Annotated in this window: 11 protein-coding genes; 5 read left to right on the top strand and 6 right to left on the bottom strand. The window is 72.7% G+C overall.

All coding sequences use genetic code 11. The annotated features are described in order from the left end of the window. Window positions 1-2,686, top strand: a 2,686-nt coding sequence (locus tag BGM09_RS07325; protein WP_317452578.1) for an ATP-binding protein, incomplete at its 5' end; no start/stop codon positions are given. A 63-nt stretch (window positions 2,687-2,749) separates the two neighbouring features. On the opposite strand, the gene BGM09_RS07330 is transcribed toward BGM09_RS07325, so the two are convergent. From BGM09_RS07330 to panB, 5 genes are all read right to left on the bottom strand, one after another. Then, window positions 2,750-3,583, bottom strand: a complete 834-nt coding sequence (locus BGM09_RS07330) for an ABC transporter permease (protein WP_188280623.1) — start codon at window positions 3,581-3,583, stop codon at window positions 2,750-2,752. Next, window positions 3,580-4,641, bottom strand: coding sequence for an ATP-binding cassette domain-containing protein (locus BGM09_RS07335; protein WP_188280624.1), 1,062 nt, complete (start codon window positions 4,639-4,641; stop codon window positions 3,580-3,582). Before BGM09_RS07335 ends, BGM09_RS07330 begins: the two co-directional genes overlap by 4 nt. A 132-nt stretch (window positions 4,642-4,773) precedes the next feature. After that, the gene (locus BGM09_RS07340) at window positions 4,774-5,448 is read right to left on the bottom strand and encodes a zf-HC2 domain-containing protein (protein ID WP_188280625.1); all 675 of its coding nucleotides are present in this window, start codon (window positions 5,446-5,448) and stop codon (window positions 4,774-4,776) included. Continuing rightward, window positions 5,445-6,074 (bottom strand): sigma-70 family RNA polymerase sigma factor, encoded by a 630-nt coding sequence (locus tag BGM09_RS07345; RefSeq protein ID WP_188280626.1) that lies wholly within the window; start codon window positions 6,072-6,074, stop codon window positions 5,445-5,447. The genes BGM09_RS07340 and BGM09_RS07345 overlap by 4 nt, the downstream gene beginning before the upstream one ends. Window positions 6,075-6,218: 144 nt before the next feature. Continuing rightward, window positions 6,219-7,142, bottom strand: a complete 924-nt coding sequence (gene panB / locus BGM09_RS07350) for a 3-methyl-2-oxobutanoate hydroxymethyltransferase (RefSeq protein ID WP_188280627.1) — start codon at window positions 7,140-7,142, stop codon at window positions 6,219-6,221. 161 nt (window positions 7,143-7,303) lie between these two features. On the opposite strand from panB, the gene BGM09_RS07355 reads away from it, so the two are divergent. The 4 genes from BGM09_RS07355 to BGM09_RS07370 all read left to right on the top strand — a co-directional run bounded on the left by BGM09_RS07355 (window position 7,304) and on the right by BGM09_RS07370 (window position 12,302). Then, on the top strand, window positions 7,304-8,905 hold the full coding sequence (locus BGM09_RS07355; RefSeq protein WP_188280628.1) for an MFS transporter: 1,602 nt from the start codon (window positions 7,304-7,306) through the stop codon (window positions 8,903-8,905). Further along, window positions 8,902-9,519 carry a TetR/AcrR family transcriptional regulator gene (locus tag BGM09_RS07360; protein ID WP_188280629.1) on the top strand — a complete coding sequence of 206 codons (618 nt, stop codon included), beginning with the start codon at window positions 8,902-8,904 and terminating at the stop codon, window positions 9,517-9,519. Before BGM09_RS07355 ends, BGM09_RS07360 begins: the two co-directional genes overlap by 4 nt. 345 nt (window positions 9,520-9,864) lie before the next feature. Beyond that, window positions 9,865-10,785, top strand: a complete 921-nt coding sequence (locus BGM09_RS07365; RefSeq protein ID WP_411158271.1) for an endonuclease/exonuclease/phosphatase family protein — start codon at window positions 9,865-9,867, stop codon at window positions 10,783-10,785. 152 nt (window positions 10,786-10,937) lie between these two features. Then, complete coding sequence (locus BGM09_RS07370; protein ID WP_223186465.1) at window positions 10,938-12,302, top strand: glycosyltransferase 87 family protein; 1,365 nt, start codon at window positions 10,938-10,940, stop codon at window positions 12,300-12,302. On the opposite strand, the gene BGM09_RS07375 is transcribed toward BGM09_RS07370, so the two are convergent. Next, window positions 12,208-13,629 carry a N,N-dimethylformamidase beta subunit family domain-containing protein gene (locus tag BGM09_RS07375; protein ID WP_317452579.1) on the bottom strand — a complete coding sequence of 474 codons (1,422 nt, stop codon included), beginning with the start codon at window positions 13,627-13,629 and terminating at the stop codon, window positions 12,208-12,210. The genes BGM09_RS07370 and BGM09_RS07375 overlap by 95 nt on opposite strands. Window positions 13,630-13,649: the final 20 nt, after the last annotated feature.

Below are 13,649 nucleotides of genomic sequence, written 5' to 3' on the forward strand. Positions count from 1 at the left end.
ATCCGGTACGGGCGGGGCCCGGCCCGTGCCCGGGAACGCCCGCGCGCGGCTGACCAGCTTCGTCGGCCGCGAGGCCGACCTGGCCGCGGTGCGCGGCGACTTGTCGCGCGCCCGGCTCGTCACGCTCACCGGACCCGGCGGTACGGGCAAGACGCGACTGTCGCAGGAGGCCGGTGACCTGGTGGCGCCCCGCTGGAAGGACGGAGTCTGGTACGTCGAACTGGCGCCGGTCAGCGATCCGCGGACGGTGCCCGAGGCCGTGATCAGCTCGCTGGGGCTGCGCGAGACGCTGCTGCACTCCGGCAGCGCCACCGAGGCCGCGCTGTCCGTCGAGACCAAGGCCAAGGACCCGGCGCGGCAGCTCGCCGACTACTGCGCGAGCCGCGAGCTGCTGCTGGTGCTGGACAACTGCGAGCACGTGATCGGCGCCGCCGCGGCCCTGGCCGAACAGCTCCTCGCGCACTGCCCGGACGTCTCGGTGCTTGCCACCAGCCGCGAACCCCTGGGCGTACCGGGCGAGTTGGTACGGCCGCTGGACCCGCTGCCGGACCCGACGGCGCTGCGGCTGCTCGCCGACCGGGGCGCGGCGGCCAGGCCCGGCTTCTCGGTGGACGAGGACCCGGTGGCCTGCGCCGAGCTGTGCCGCCGCCTAGACGGGCTGCCGCTGGCCATCGAGCTGGCCGCGGCCCGGCTGCGCAGCCTCTCGCCGCGCCAGCTCGCCGACCGCCTCGACGACCGCTTCCGGCTGCTGACCGGCGGCAGCCGTACGCTGCTGCCCCGCCAGCAGACGCTGCGCGCCGTCGTGGACTGGAGCTGGGACCTGCTGGACCCTGCGGAACGCGTCCTGCTCCGCCGCCTGGCCGTCTTCCGCGGCGGCTGGACCCTGGAGGCCGTCGAGGCGATCTGCCCGGACCCCGGCGCAACCGACCCCGGCGCAACCGACCCCGGCGAAGCGGCGGACGGCGTCCGCATCGACGCCCTCGACGCCGCCGCCCTGCTCGCCTCCCTGGTCGACAAGTCCCTCGTGCTGGCCGACCTCACCGACGACGGCGTACGCCACCGGATGCTGGAGACGATCTCGGAGTACGCGACCGAGCGGCTGGAGGAGTCCGGCGAGCGCGCGGCCGTCGAGCGGCGGCACCTCACGTACTTCAGGGAGTACGTACGCACCGCCGATCCGATGCTGCGCGGCGCGGGGCGCGGTCAGCACCGGGGCGCGGGCGAGGAGGGCGTGGGCCAACTCGTATGGCTGGAACGGCTGGAGCGCGAGCACGAGAATCTGCGGGCCGCGCTGCGCCGGGCGGTGGAGACCGGCGACGAGCAGGAGGCGCTGCTGCTGGTGCTGAGCTGCTGCTGGTTCTGGGAGATCCGCAACTACCAGTCGGAGCGCCGCCATTGGCCCGCGGCGGTGTCCGCGATGGGTCCCGACCCGTTCGAGACGCCGCCCGCCCTCGAACCGCTGGACCGCAGTCCGCTGGACGATCCGCCGCCGCTGGAGGGCGAGCGGCTGCTGGAGGCCAGGCGCTGGGTGCGGATCGAGGACATGGCGTCCTTCGAGGGCGAGACCGACTGGTGGGAGCACCCGAAGCTGGCCCGTATCGGCCGCGCGCTGATAGAGACCTACCCGCCGCATCTTCCGCAGTCCGCCCGCTTCCCCGGCATCCTGCGGCCCTACGGCGCCTTCTTCTCCGGTGACTTCACCCGGCTGGGCGCGCTGATGGACGAGACCGTGGAGAGCTGCCGCACCCACAACCGGCAGTGGGAGCTGGCGTATTCGCTGCAACTGCGCGCGAAGGTCAACAACGACATCAGCGACCGTCTCGCCGACGCGCTGGCCGACGTCGCGGAGAGCCGCAGGCTCTTCCAGCGGCTCGGCGACGAGTGGGGCACCGCGGAGACGCTGTCCGCCGAGGCCGAGGCCGCCTCCAACGGCGGTGAGTGGGCGCGCGCCGCGCAATGCTGCCGCGAGGGCATCGCGCTGGCCCGCAAGATCGGCTCCCACCAGCACGTACCGGTGCTCACCGTCCGGATGGGCGAGGCGCTGTTCCACGCGGGCCGGGAGGAGGAGGGGGAGCGGCTGCTGCGCGAGGGCGTCGCGGAGGCCGACAGCTACGCGGCGGCCAGTGAGGGCGCGGGCTTCTACGGCCGGGTCCTGCTCGCCAACGTGCTCAGCCGCCGCGGCAAGCTGGCCGAGGCCATGGAGCTGATCGACGACGCCCTCGACGCGACCGTACGCGGCGCCAGCGGTGTGCCCGCCTTCATCAAGGGCCTGCTGAACGCCATGCGCGGGTATCTGATCGGCCTGGCGGGCGAGCCGGAGACCGGACTGCGGATGGTCGAGGACGGCGTCGCCGAACTCAGCCGCCACCCGCTGGCCGACGTCATCACCCCGCGGCTGGCGATCCTGCTGTCCCCCGCGGTGGTGGAGCTGCTGACCTCGCTCGCCGTCGCGGGCGGCGCCGACCAGGAGCGGGCCGTGCGCCGGGCCCGCAGGGCGGTGGCCCTGCTGAACGCCAACGGCCGGCTGCGTCCTGCCGTGATGCCCCCGGCCGAGCGGCGGGAGATGGAGCGGGCGGAGCTCCGGTTGCGGGACGTGCTGACCGACGCGGGATACGAGGCCGCGCACGCGGAGAGCGACGGCCTCACCGTGGAGGAGGCCGTCGCTCTCATGCGTGACGTGGACTGACGCGAGGCGGGCTGACGCGAGGTGGACTGACGCGAACCGGTACCGGGCGGCCCGGCGGCCGGGTCAGGTCTTCTTGCGGAACCGCGCCACCGCCAGCGGCATCGTCACCGCGGTGATGCCGACCGACCAGGCCAGCGTGATCAGCACCGGGTGGGTGACCGAGCCGCCGTTGATCAGACCGCGGGCCGCGTCGGCCAGGTTGGACAGCGGGTTGACCTTGGTGAAGCCCTCCAGCCAGCCGGGCATGGTGGTCGGCGGCGCGAAGATCGAGCTGCCGAACTGAAGCGGCATCAGGACCAGCATCGCGACGCCCTGGACCGCCTGGGGCGTCTTCATGGCCAGGCCGAGCAGGATGAAGATCCACATCAGGGAGGCGCCGAACACCGCCGACAGGGCGATCGCCCCGAACAGGTGCAGCACGTCGGTGTGGATGGACAGGCCGAGCGCGAAGCCCATGCCCAGCAGGATCGCGATGGCGATCATCATCCGGCCCATCTCGACGACGATCTTCGCGATGAGCACCGAGGACCGCGCGATCGGCATTGTGCGGAAGCGGTCCATGACCCCCTTGCGGAAGTCGTCGTTGACCCCGCTGCCGACGGCCATGGAGATGTTCATGCCCATCATGGCCATCAGGCCGGGGATCACGTAGTTCACGTACTCCTGCTGGTTGCCCTTGCCCGCCACCGCGCCGCCGAAGACGTACACGAACAGCAGGGTGAAGATGACGGGCATCAGGACCGCGTCGAACATCGACTCCGGGTCCTGCTTGATCTGGAGCATGTTGCGGCGCGCGAGCGCGCCGATGTGCCGGAGGTTGGCCCGCAGGCCGATCCGTCCCTCGCCGGTGGCCGCCGCCTTCGCGGGCGCGGTGACCGTCGCCGTAGCCGCGCTCATGCCGCGACCTCCACTTCGTTCTTGTCGTCGATCCGGGTGTCCTCGTCCGGCCGGGCGTTGTCCTGCTCGGGCTGGCCCGCGCCGTCGTCGGACTTCTTGCCGGTGATGGCGAGGAAGACCTCGTCCAGGCTGGGCAGGTGGGTGCCGATGTGCGCGATGGAGAAGCCGCGGGTGCCCAGCAGGCCGACCACGGCGGTCAGTTGCTCGTCGCTGAGGATCGGCACGCTCACCACGCCGCCCTCGCGGTCGGCGGTGGCCCCCGCCACCCCGTCGAGACCGGCGCCGGAGATGGCCTCGGCCATCGCCGCCACCATCGAGGGCTCGCTCGGCCGGATCACCAGGGTGCGCCCGCCGACCTTCGCCTTCAGCTCCTCCACCCGGCCGTTGGCGATCACCCGGCCGCGGTCGATGACCGTCAGCTCGTTGGCGAGCTGCTCGGCCTCCTCCATGTACTGGGTGGTGAGCAGGACGGTCGCGCCCTCGGAGACCATCCGCTGCACCTCGGCCCACACCTCGTTACGGGTGCGGGGGTCCAGGCCGGTGGTCGGCTCGTCCAGGTAGAGCACCGCCGGGTTGCCGATCATGCTGGCCGCCAGGTCGAGGCGGCGGCGCATGCCGCCGGAGTACTCCTGGGCCGGGCGCTTGGCGGCCTCGGTGAGCGAGAAACGCTCCAGCAGCTCGTTGGCGCGGGCCCTGGCGTCCTTGCTGGACAGGTCGAGCAGCCGCCCGATCATGTACAGGTTCTCCCGGCCGGACAGCTTCTCGTCCACCGAGGCGTACTGGCCGGTCAGGCCGATCACCCGGCGGAGCTGCCGGGGCTGCTTGAGTACGTCGTATCCGGCGACCCACGCCGAGCCCGCGTCGGGCTGGACCAGCGTGGACAGCACGCGTACCAGGGTGGTCTTGCCCGCTCCGTTGGGGCCGAGCACGCCGAGTACGGTGCCCTGGCGGACATCGAGGTCCACCCCGTCGAGGGCCTTGGTCTCACCGTAGTGCTTGACCAGACCCCGTACCTCTACGGCGGAGTGTCCGCCGCCGTCAGTCAGTCGCTTCGTCATGCCGACCACCATGGCGGGCGCCGCTGACACCGCGCCGATATCGCACCGACAGCCGGGGACCGACCGTATCGGTGGCGTGTCAGCGACCTGTCACCGACCTGTCAGCGAGCGGTCACCGATCGGTCGGTAACGCTAGAGCGGCACGCTGACCAGCAGTGTTCCGTCCGCCGCCCGGATCTCGAAGCGGCTGATCGAGGCTTTGTGCAGTCCTGCGGCGCCGTGCACGGTCAGCGGTCGCGGCTGGGCGTCCGTGCCGTAACCGGTCTCCGGCACCGCCCAGGTGGCCACCGTCTGGCCGTCGCCGTCCAGCGCGACCGCGACCAGGCTGCACGTCTGCGGGCCGCGTACGCCCGTCAGCCGCAGGTCCACCACGCTGCCCCAGCCCTTGTCCGCGATGCCGACGGTCGCCCTGACGCCGGTCTGCGGGTTGGTCGCGGAGCGCTGGTCGGACGCGAACGCCCCGGCGGCCGGGCGCCCGCCGCCGTCGGCGGCCAGCACCGCGACCAGCGGGCCGCCGACCACCAGCACCGCCACGGCGGCCACCGCGGCCAGCCGCCGCCGCTTGCGCGCCCCGCGTTCGCGCGTGACCTGGTCGAGCAGCCGCCCGAGCATCGCGTCACCGCCGGGCGGCTCGGCGAAGGCGACACCGTCCTCGCGCATCTCGTCGAGCACCGGCAGCAGCCCGCTCAGCTCGTCCAGCTCCCGGCCGCAGCTCTCGCACTCGGCCAGGTGCTCCTCGAAGCGGGTCATCTCCGGTTCGTCCAGCGCCCCGAGCAGATAGGCGCCCACGTCGACGTGCGGTGTCATGAAGTGGTCACCCCTCTCTCCTCCAGCGCGTTCCGCAGGGCCCGCAGCGCGTAGAACACCCGCGACCGTACGGTGCCCTGCGGCAGTCCCAGCTCGTCCGCCGCCTCGTTGACCGTACGGCCGCGGAAGTACGTCTCGACCAGCACCTCGCGGTGCGCGTCCGACAGGTCCCGCAGGGCGTCGGAGATGGTCATCAGCCGCAGCGAGCGCTCCAGCTCGTCCCTCGCGGGGAGCAGGTCGAGCGCGGCGGGCGAGGTCTCCGGCGGCCGGGAGCCGCGGCTGCGGTGGCCGTCGATCACAATCCGCCGGGCCACCGTCACCAGCCAGGGCCGCAGTGAACGGGCCGCCGGGTCGAGCTTGGCCGCGCTCTTCCAGGCCCGCAGCAGCGTCTCCTGCACGATGTCCTCGGCCAGGAACCGGTCGCCCGCGACGAGCCGCAGCACATAGGCGTAGAGCGCGCCCGCGTGCTCGCGGTACAGCGCCCGCATCAGCTCCTCCTCCGGAGCTGACACCGGCGGTCGCGTCGGTTCCGGCGGCGGCCCGGGGGCGCCGGGAGGTGGTCCGTCCACGGCGGCATCCTGCCGTACCCGCTGCCGTGGGTCGAGTTCGCCCGTGCCGGGACCCATGCCGACCTCCTCCCGTTCCGCGGCGCTCCCCTCCCGTATACGGACGCCGTGCCCGGATGACTCATGCCGTTCCGGACAAAAGCGCGAAGGGCGGCGCACCCGGAGATCCGGGGCGCCGCCCTCCGCGCGGGCGGGACGGGGCGGTCAGTGGAAGGTGTGCTCCTCGGCGGGGAAGGCGCCGCCCACGACGTCCTCGGCGAAGGACTTGGCGGCGTCGCCGAGCACGCGGCGCAGATCGGCGTACTGCTTGGTGAAGCGCGGCACCTTGCCGCCGGTGAGCCCGGCCATGTCGGTCCAGACCAGCACCTGGGCGTCGGTGTCGGGGCCCGCCCCGATGCCGATGGTGGGGATCTGGAGCGAGCGGGTGACCTCGGCCGCCACCTCGGCGGGCACGAGTTCGAGGACGACGGCGAAGGCGCCGGCCTCCTGGGCGGCCTTGGCGTCGCGGACGAGCTGGTGGGCGGCCTCGTCGCCGCGGCCCTGGACGCGGTAACCCATGGTGTTCACGGACTGCGGGGTCAGGCCGAGGTGCGCCATGACCGGGATGCCGGCCCGGACGATCGCCTCGGTCTGGGCCAGGGAGCGCTCGCCGCCCTCCAGCTTGACCGCGCCGACCCCGGCCTCCTTGATCAGCCGGGTGGCGCTGCGCAGGGCCTGCACGGGACCTTCCTGGTACGCGCCGAAGGTCAGGTCGCCGACGATCAGCGCGCGGCTGGTGCCGCGTACGACGGCGGAGGCCAGGATCGTCATCTCGTCCATGGTGACGGGGACGGTGGTCTCGTAGCCGAGGTGACAGTTGCCCATCGAGTCGCCGACCAGCATGACCGGGATACCGGCCTCGTCGAAGACCGACGCGGTCATCGCGTCGTAGGCGGTGAGCATGGGCCACTTCTCGCCGCGCTCCTTGGCCAGGGCCAGGTCGCGGACGGTGACACGACGGGTGCCGGTGCCCCCGTAGAGCGCCTTGGGGTGGTCGGCGGGCCGGGCGCCGGGCGTGCCGGTCGCGGTCGCGCCCTGGTCGGCCCGGGAGTCACGGCCCTGCTCGCGGGCAGCCGAAAGCTGCGTCATGGTGACGGCTCCTTCAGTCATCTCGAGGCGCCCTGACGGCGTCCCCGGATCCCTTCCATGCTGGCACGGCTCGCCCGGTCCGGAAAGAGGGGGCACGTTTTTGCCGCACCTTTACGATACGAGACAGGACCGTATCGAAAAAGAACCTTAGGCTGACCCGCATGGCCGACAACTCGATAACCGCCCCGCCGTCCCACGTGCCGGAGGCGATCCACCGCCGCCGCTGGGCGATTCTCACCGTGCTGCTGTTCAGCCTCCTCGTGGTGGTGCTGGACAACTCGATCCTCAACGTGGCGATGAAGACCATCGCCCAGCCCTCACCCACCGGCCTCGGCGCCTCGCAGAGCCAGCTCGAATGGGCGATCAACTCCTACACCCTGGTCTTCGCGGGCCTGCTGTTCACCGCGGGTCTGCTCGGCGACCGCCTCGGCCGCAAGAAGGTCCTGCTCTTCGGCATGGTCGTGTTCGGCGCGGGCTCCGCGCTGTCGGCCTTCTCCGGCTCCGCGGGCGAACTGATCGGCTACCGCGCGGTGATGGGCCTCGGCGGCGCCTTCATCATGCCCGCCACCCTGGCGATCATCATGAACGTCTTCGAGCGCAAGGAGCAGCCCAAGGCGATCGGCATCTGGACCGGCGTGGTCGGCCTCGCCATCGCCATCGGCCCGATCACCGGCGGCGCGCTGCTCGAACACTTCTGGTGGGGCTCGGTCTTCCTGATCAACGTGCCGATCGTGATCGCCGCGCTCATCGCCATGTTCATCCTGGTGCCCGACTCCCGCGACCCGCGCCCCGGCCGCCTCGACCCGGTCGGTGTGGTGCTCTCCATCGTCGGCCTGGTCCTGCTGATCTACGGCATCATCAAGGGCGGCCAGTTCGGCGACTTCACCAAGCCCGAGGCGTGGGCCACGATCGTCGGCGGCCTCGTCGTCCTCGGCGCCTTCGTGCTCTACGAGAAGCGCAGCGACCACCCCGCCTTCGACGTCAGCTACTTCAAGGACCGTCGCTTCTCCGCCTCCGTCGCGGCCATCGGCCTGGTCTTCTTCGCCCTGATGGGCGTCACCTTCTTCATCGTCTTCTACACCCAGACCGTGCGCGGCTACAGCCCGCTCAAGACCGGTCTGCTGCTGCTCCCGCTGGCCGCCGCGCAGATGGTCTTCGCGCCGCGCGCCCGGCTGGTGGTCGACCGCTTCGGGGCGCGCGCGGTGTGCACCGCGGGCCTGACCCTCACCGCGATCTCCTTCTTCGGCTTCATGCTGCTCGGCGAGACCACGCCGATCTGGGTGCTGGAAGTGCTGTTCTTCCTGATGGGTACGGCGATGGCGCACGTCATGCCGCCCGCCACCGTCATGATCATGTCGTCGCTGCCGCGCGAGAAGGCGGGCTCCGGGTCCGCGGTCAACAACACCTTCCGGCAGGTCGGCGGCGCGATCGGCGTCGCGGTCCTCGGCTCGGTGCTGTCCACCGTCTACCGCAACGGCATCGACGACCACCTGGACGTCCTGCCCGCGGGCGCGCGGCACTCGGCGGGGGAGTCCATCCAGGCCACCATCGGGATCGCGGAGAAGCTCGGCCCCAAGGGCCAGTCGCTGATCCAGCCCGCGAACGACGCCTTCATCCACGCCATGCACATCACCGCCGCGTGCTCGGCCGCCGTCGCCCTGGTCGGCGCCGTCGTCACCCTGGTCTTCCTGCCCGCCAAGGAGCGGGTCGCGCAGGCGCCCGACGCCGCCGCGGAGCCGGAGAAGGTGGGTGCCGAACAGTGATCGACCCTCCCAGTACGTCGGCCGCGCGGCGCGGTCGCCCGCGCTCCGCGGCCGTCGACGGCGTGGTCATCGAGACCGTGCTGCGGCTGATCGCCGCGGGCAGCTCACTGGCCGAACTGTCGATGGAGGGCATCGCGCGGGAGGCCGGGGTCGGCAAGGCCACGGTCTACCGCCGCTGGCCGGGCAAGGAGGCGCTGCTGATCGACGTGCTCGCCACGGTCGACTCGCAGCCGCTGCCGGAACTGCCCGGCACGTCATTCCGTGACGACCTGATCGTCGCGGTCGAGTCGATACGGCGCCGCGGTGTCGCCAAGCGGGAGTCCGCGCTGATGCGGACGATGCTGACCGAGGCGCACAGCAGCCCGGAGCTGTGGCGGTGCTACCACGACACGGTCATCGCCACCCGGCGCGAGGCGCTGGCCGGCCTGCTGCGGCGCGGCATGGCGAACGGCGACATCCGGCCGGAGCTGGGCGAGAACGTGGAGTTGCTGGTGGACTTCGTGACCGGCCCGCTGCTGGCCCGCGCCACGCTGCGGCCGGACGCCGAACTGTCGCCCGACCTCACCGAACGGCTGGTCGATCTGCTGCTCGACGGGATGCGTCCACGCGGCTGACCAGCGGCTGACCAGCGGCTGACCAGCGGCTGAGCAGCGGGCGAGGCGTACGGGAGCACACGGGGGCGCGGGGATGTCGACCGCGCCCCCACGCATATGTCCTCCGTGTCCCCGTCGTGTCACAGGTGCCGCCGATGCGGTGGGTGAAGGAACCCGCCGCACCCCGCTGTCCGTCGGTTCTCATGACGATCCCCTAAGGTCGGCAGAGCACCCGGCAAGGCAGTGAGGACCCTCATGACCCAGGCGCAGAGCGGCACGGACGCGACCACGGACGGCAGCCCCATGCCGCCCAGGAACGCCTCCGGAGCCCGCGCCCGGTTCCGTCACTGGTGGCAGCCCGACGGCATGTGGCGGCGCGGCATCCTTCTCGCCGTCGTCGCCGTCCTCGTGGCCGTCCTGCTGCTCGTGCACGCCGACCTGCCCAACCGGATCGGCAACCTCGGCAGTCTGCTGGAGACCTTCCTGCCCTGGATCGGTCTGGCCGTGCCGGTGCTGCTGGTGGCCGCCGTGCTGCGGCGCTCCACGACCGCGCTGATCGCCCTGCTGCTGCCGTCGCTGATCTGGCTCAACCTCTTCGGCGGCCTGGTCACCGACAAGTCGTCCTCCGGCGGCGATCTGACGGTGCTCACCCACAATGTGAACGCCGACAACCCGGACCCCGACGGCACCGCCAAGGACGTCATCGCGGCCGGCGCCGACATCGTCGCCCTGGAGGAACTGGCCGAGAGCCAGGCGCCCCGCTACGCCCGCGACCTCGCCGCCGCCTACCCGTACCACTCGGTGCAGGGCACGGTCGGGCTGTGGAGCAGGTACCCGCTGTCCGGGGTGCGCACGGTGGACATCAAGATGGGGTGGACCCGCGCCATGCGGGCCGCGGTGAAGACCCCGGACGGCCAGGTCGCGGTGTACGTGGCGCATCTGCCGTCCGTGCGGGTGAAGTTCAACGCCGGGTTCACCGCGGGACAGCGCGACAACGCGGCGGACGCGCTCGGCCAGGCCATCGCGGGCGAGAACCTGCACAGCGTGGTGCTGCTCGGCGACCTCAACGGCACCATGAACGACCGGGCGCTGGCCTCGGTCACCTCACAGATGCGCTCCACGCAGGGCGCGGCGGGCAACGGCTTCGGCTTCAGCTGGCCCGCGTCCTTCCCGATGGCCAGGATCGACCAGATCATGGTCAAGGGCATCGAGCCCAAGGCGTCCTGGACCCTGCCGAAGACCGGCAGCGACCATCTCCCGGTCGCCGCCCGCCTCCAGGTGCCGTAGCCCCGCTGAGCCCGGCTTTCCCGCTGTTCGGCGCGCTCCGCCGGATGGCGTACCGAGGTGGCGGCGCGGCGGCGGTTGCGCGAGTGTGACCCGCAGGTGCTCGTCGCCGGCGCCCGGTCCGCTGCCGTGAGGGTGTCGCCATGCAAGAACCGATGTCCGCCGCCGCGCGCAGCCGCGGGTGGCGTGAGTCGCTTTCCCCCGCTCGGGCCGCCGTGGCCGCCGGGTGGTGCCTGCTGTCCGTCGCGGGCGTGTGGCTGGTGCAGCGCCTGGTGCGGGTCTCGATGATCGACGTGATGGTCTACCGGGCGGCGGGCTGGACGGTACGCACCGGCGGCGACCTGTACTCGATGCGCGCCGACGGACTGCCGATGACGTATCCGCCGTTCGCGGGACTGCTGTTCGTCCCGCTGACCTGGCTGGACGTGGGCGCCATGCGCACCGCCGCGACCGTGGCGAATCTGCTGCTCGCGGTGGCCTTCGCCGCCCTGTCGCTGCGGCTGGTCGAGCGGCGGCCGACCGTGGCGTCCGCGCTGCTCCTGACCGCGCTGGTGGTGTGGTGCGAGCCGGTCTGGGCGACCCTGCGCTACGGGCAGGTCAATCTGCTGCTCGCCGTGCTGGTGCTGGCCGACCTCACCTGCCGGGCCGACCGCAGGTGGGCGGGGGTCGGCATCGGCGTCGCCGCGGGCATCAAGCTCACCCCGGTGCTGTTCGTCGCGCTGCTCGCCCTGGCCGCCTTCACCACCCGCGGGCGCGGCACACCGTATCCGCGCCGCGCGTCGGTCGCGGCCGGGACCTTCGCGGCCACCGTCGGCGTCGCCGCGCTGGCCCTCCCGCACGACTCGGTCCGCTACTGGACCCAGGACGTCTTCTCGCCCGACCGCGCCGGTTACGCCGAGGAGGTCGCCAACCAGTCGCTGCGCGGCGTCCTGGCCCGCCTCACGCACACCGGCGACCCCGGCGCGCTCTGGCTCTGCGTCGCGCTCGCCGTCGCCCTCGCGGGACTGGCCGTCGCGGTGGGCGCGCTCACGGCCGGGGACCGGCTGCCGTTCGCCGCCGCCTGGGCCGCGGTCTCCTGCGGTGTGACGGCCCTGCTGGTCAGCCCGGTGTCGTGGACCCACCACTGGGTGTGGGCGGTGCCCATGACCGTGCTGCTCGTCGCCGAGGGGGTACGCCGCCACGACCGCCGGTGGGCCTGGGGCGCGGCGGCGGCCGTCCTGGTGTTCTGCTCGTACGCGCTCTGGGCCCTCCCGCACGGCCGGGGACGCCCCGAACTGCACGAGAACCCCGCCCAGATGCTCCTCGCGGCCTGCTACCCGCTGGCCGGGCTCGCCTTCCTCGCCGTCGCGGGCCGCGTGGTGACCACGGCGCTGCGTACCGGGTCCCCGCCCGCGCCCCGCGCGGCGCGGTCCCGCGGAGCCCGCCTCAGGTCCCGTACAGCCGGCTCACGTTCGCCCGCGGGGCGGGCCGGGAAGCGGCGGCCCGCCCCGCGGCGAAGCCGGTCAGCAGATTCTCCGTGACCTTGGTGACGAACGTCCGGGTGCGCTCGTCCATGCCGTGGTCGCGGCCCATCAGACCGGTGCCCGCCATCAGCCCCTCGACCCAGCGCATCGTGCCGGTGGCGAAGACGCCCGCGCCGCCGGGCACCGTGTAGTACGCCGAGTCCGAGTGGCTGGCGCGGCCGTCGCACACCAGCGGCGAGTGGGCGACGACCTCGATCGGCGCCGGGGTCGGACAGCCGGGGTCCACCCGGTCGTACTCGACGCCGACCAGATGCGCGAAGCGGTCGCCCCGCGCGGCGCCGGTGCCCGCGAAGAGCCAGTGGTCCGCGCTCTCCACCACGTACGGGGCGTCGGTCGGATACCCCTCGTAGATGACGCCGGTCAGCGAGGACTCGGGGTCGGGGGCGGGCCGGGCGCGGAAGTCGTTGGTCGGCTTCGCCGGGTCGCGCGCGAGGCCGGGGTCGCTCCGGTAATCGGTCTTGTAGCAGACCACGGTGCGCGGTTCGCCGCCCTGGGCGGCTTCGAGGCGGACCCGCCGGAAGCAGGTGTTCGCGCCGAGGAAGACCAGATTGGTGCCCGCGTCACGCGCCGCCGTGACATGCGCGCGCTGCTCCGGCGTCCAGTACTCGTCGTGGCCGAGCGCCACGGCCGTGGTCGCGCCGCGCAGCACCCCGGGGTCGCGGTGGACGTCGATCCCCGTCGTGTACGCCAGCGGCAGCCCGAGCCGCTCGGCGAGGACCACCAGGGCGCGCTCGTACACCAGGAACTTCTCGGCGCCGTTCTTCGCGTACGGCCGGTCGAACGACACGGCGAGCGACCGGTGTCCGTAGCTGCCGTCCCGGCCGTTGTAGAGGCTGTAGCCGCCCCAGTCGTTGTACGCCTGCCAGGTCGCGGGCGCGTGCATGATCAGGGTCCGGCCCGCGGCCACGGCCGAGCGGACCACGAGCGGGACATACCGCTGGTGGCCGTCGTCGGAGGTGAGCAGCAGCAGATAGGCGCCCTCGGGCCAGCCGTCGGTGGGGACGTCGAGGCCGCGCTCCCAGCCCGCCGTCACGGTCCTGGTGGACTCGGACGTCCTGGGCCCCGGCTGGCGGTGCCCCGCCGTCCGCGCCGACGTCCACACCCGTGTGGCCTGCGACCCGCCGTACCAGCCGACCCGGTAGGCGGCGACGCGGAAGCCGGGCGCGGTCGTCGACACGTACAGCCCCACGGGCTCACCGGGCCGGACGCTGACCTTGTCGGCGTACCCCTCGATCGCGTCCGGCGGTCCCAGCGAGCGGATCCGCCAGTCGTCGGTGCCCGCCCGCCGGACGGCGGTCGGGCCGCTGGTGGGGGTGCGGCGCACCGCGGCGGAGCCGCTGTCGC

The sequence above is a fragment of the Streptomyces sp. CBMA29 genome (genome assembly GCF_014596445.1).
Classification (GTDB): Bacteria; Actinomycetota; Actinomycetes; order Streptomycetales; family Streptomycetaceae; genus Actinacidiphila.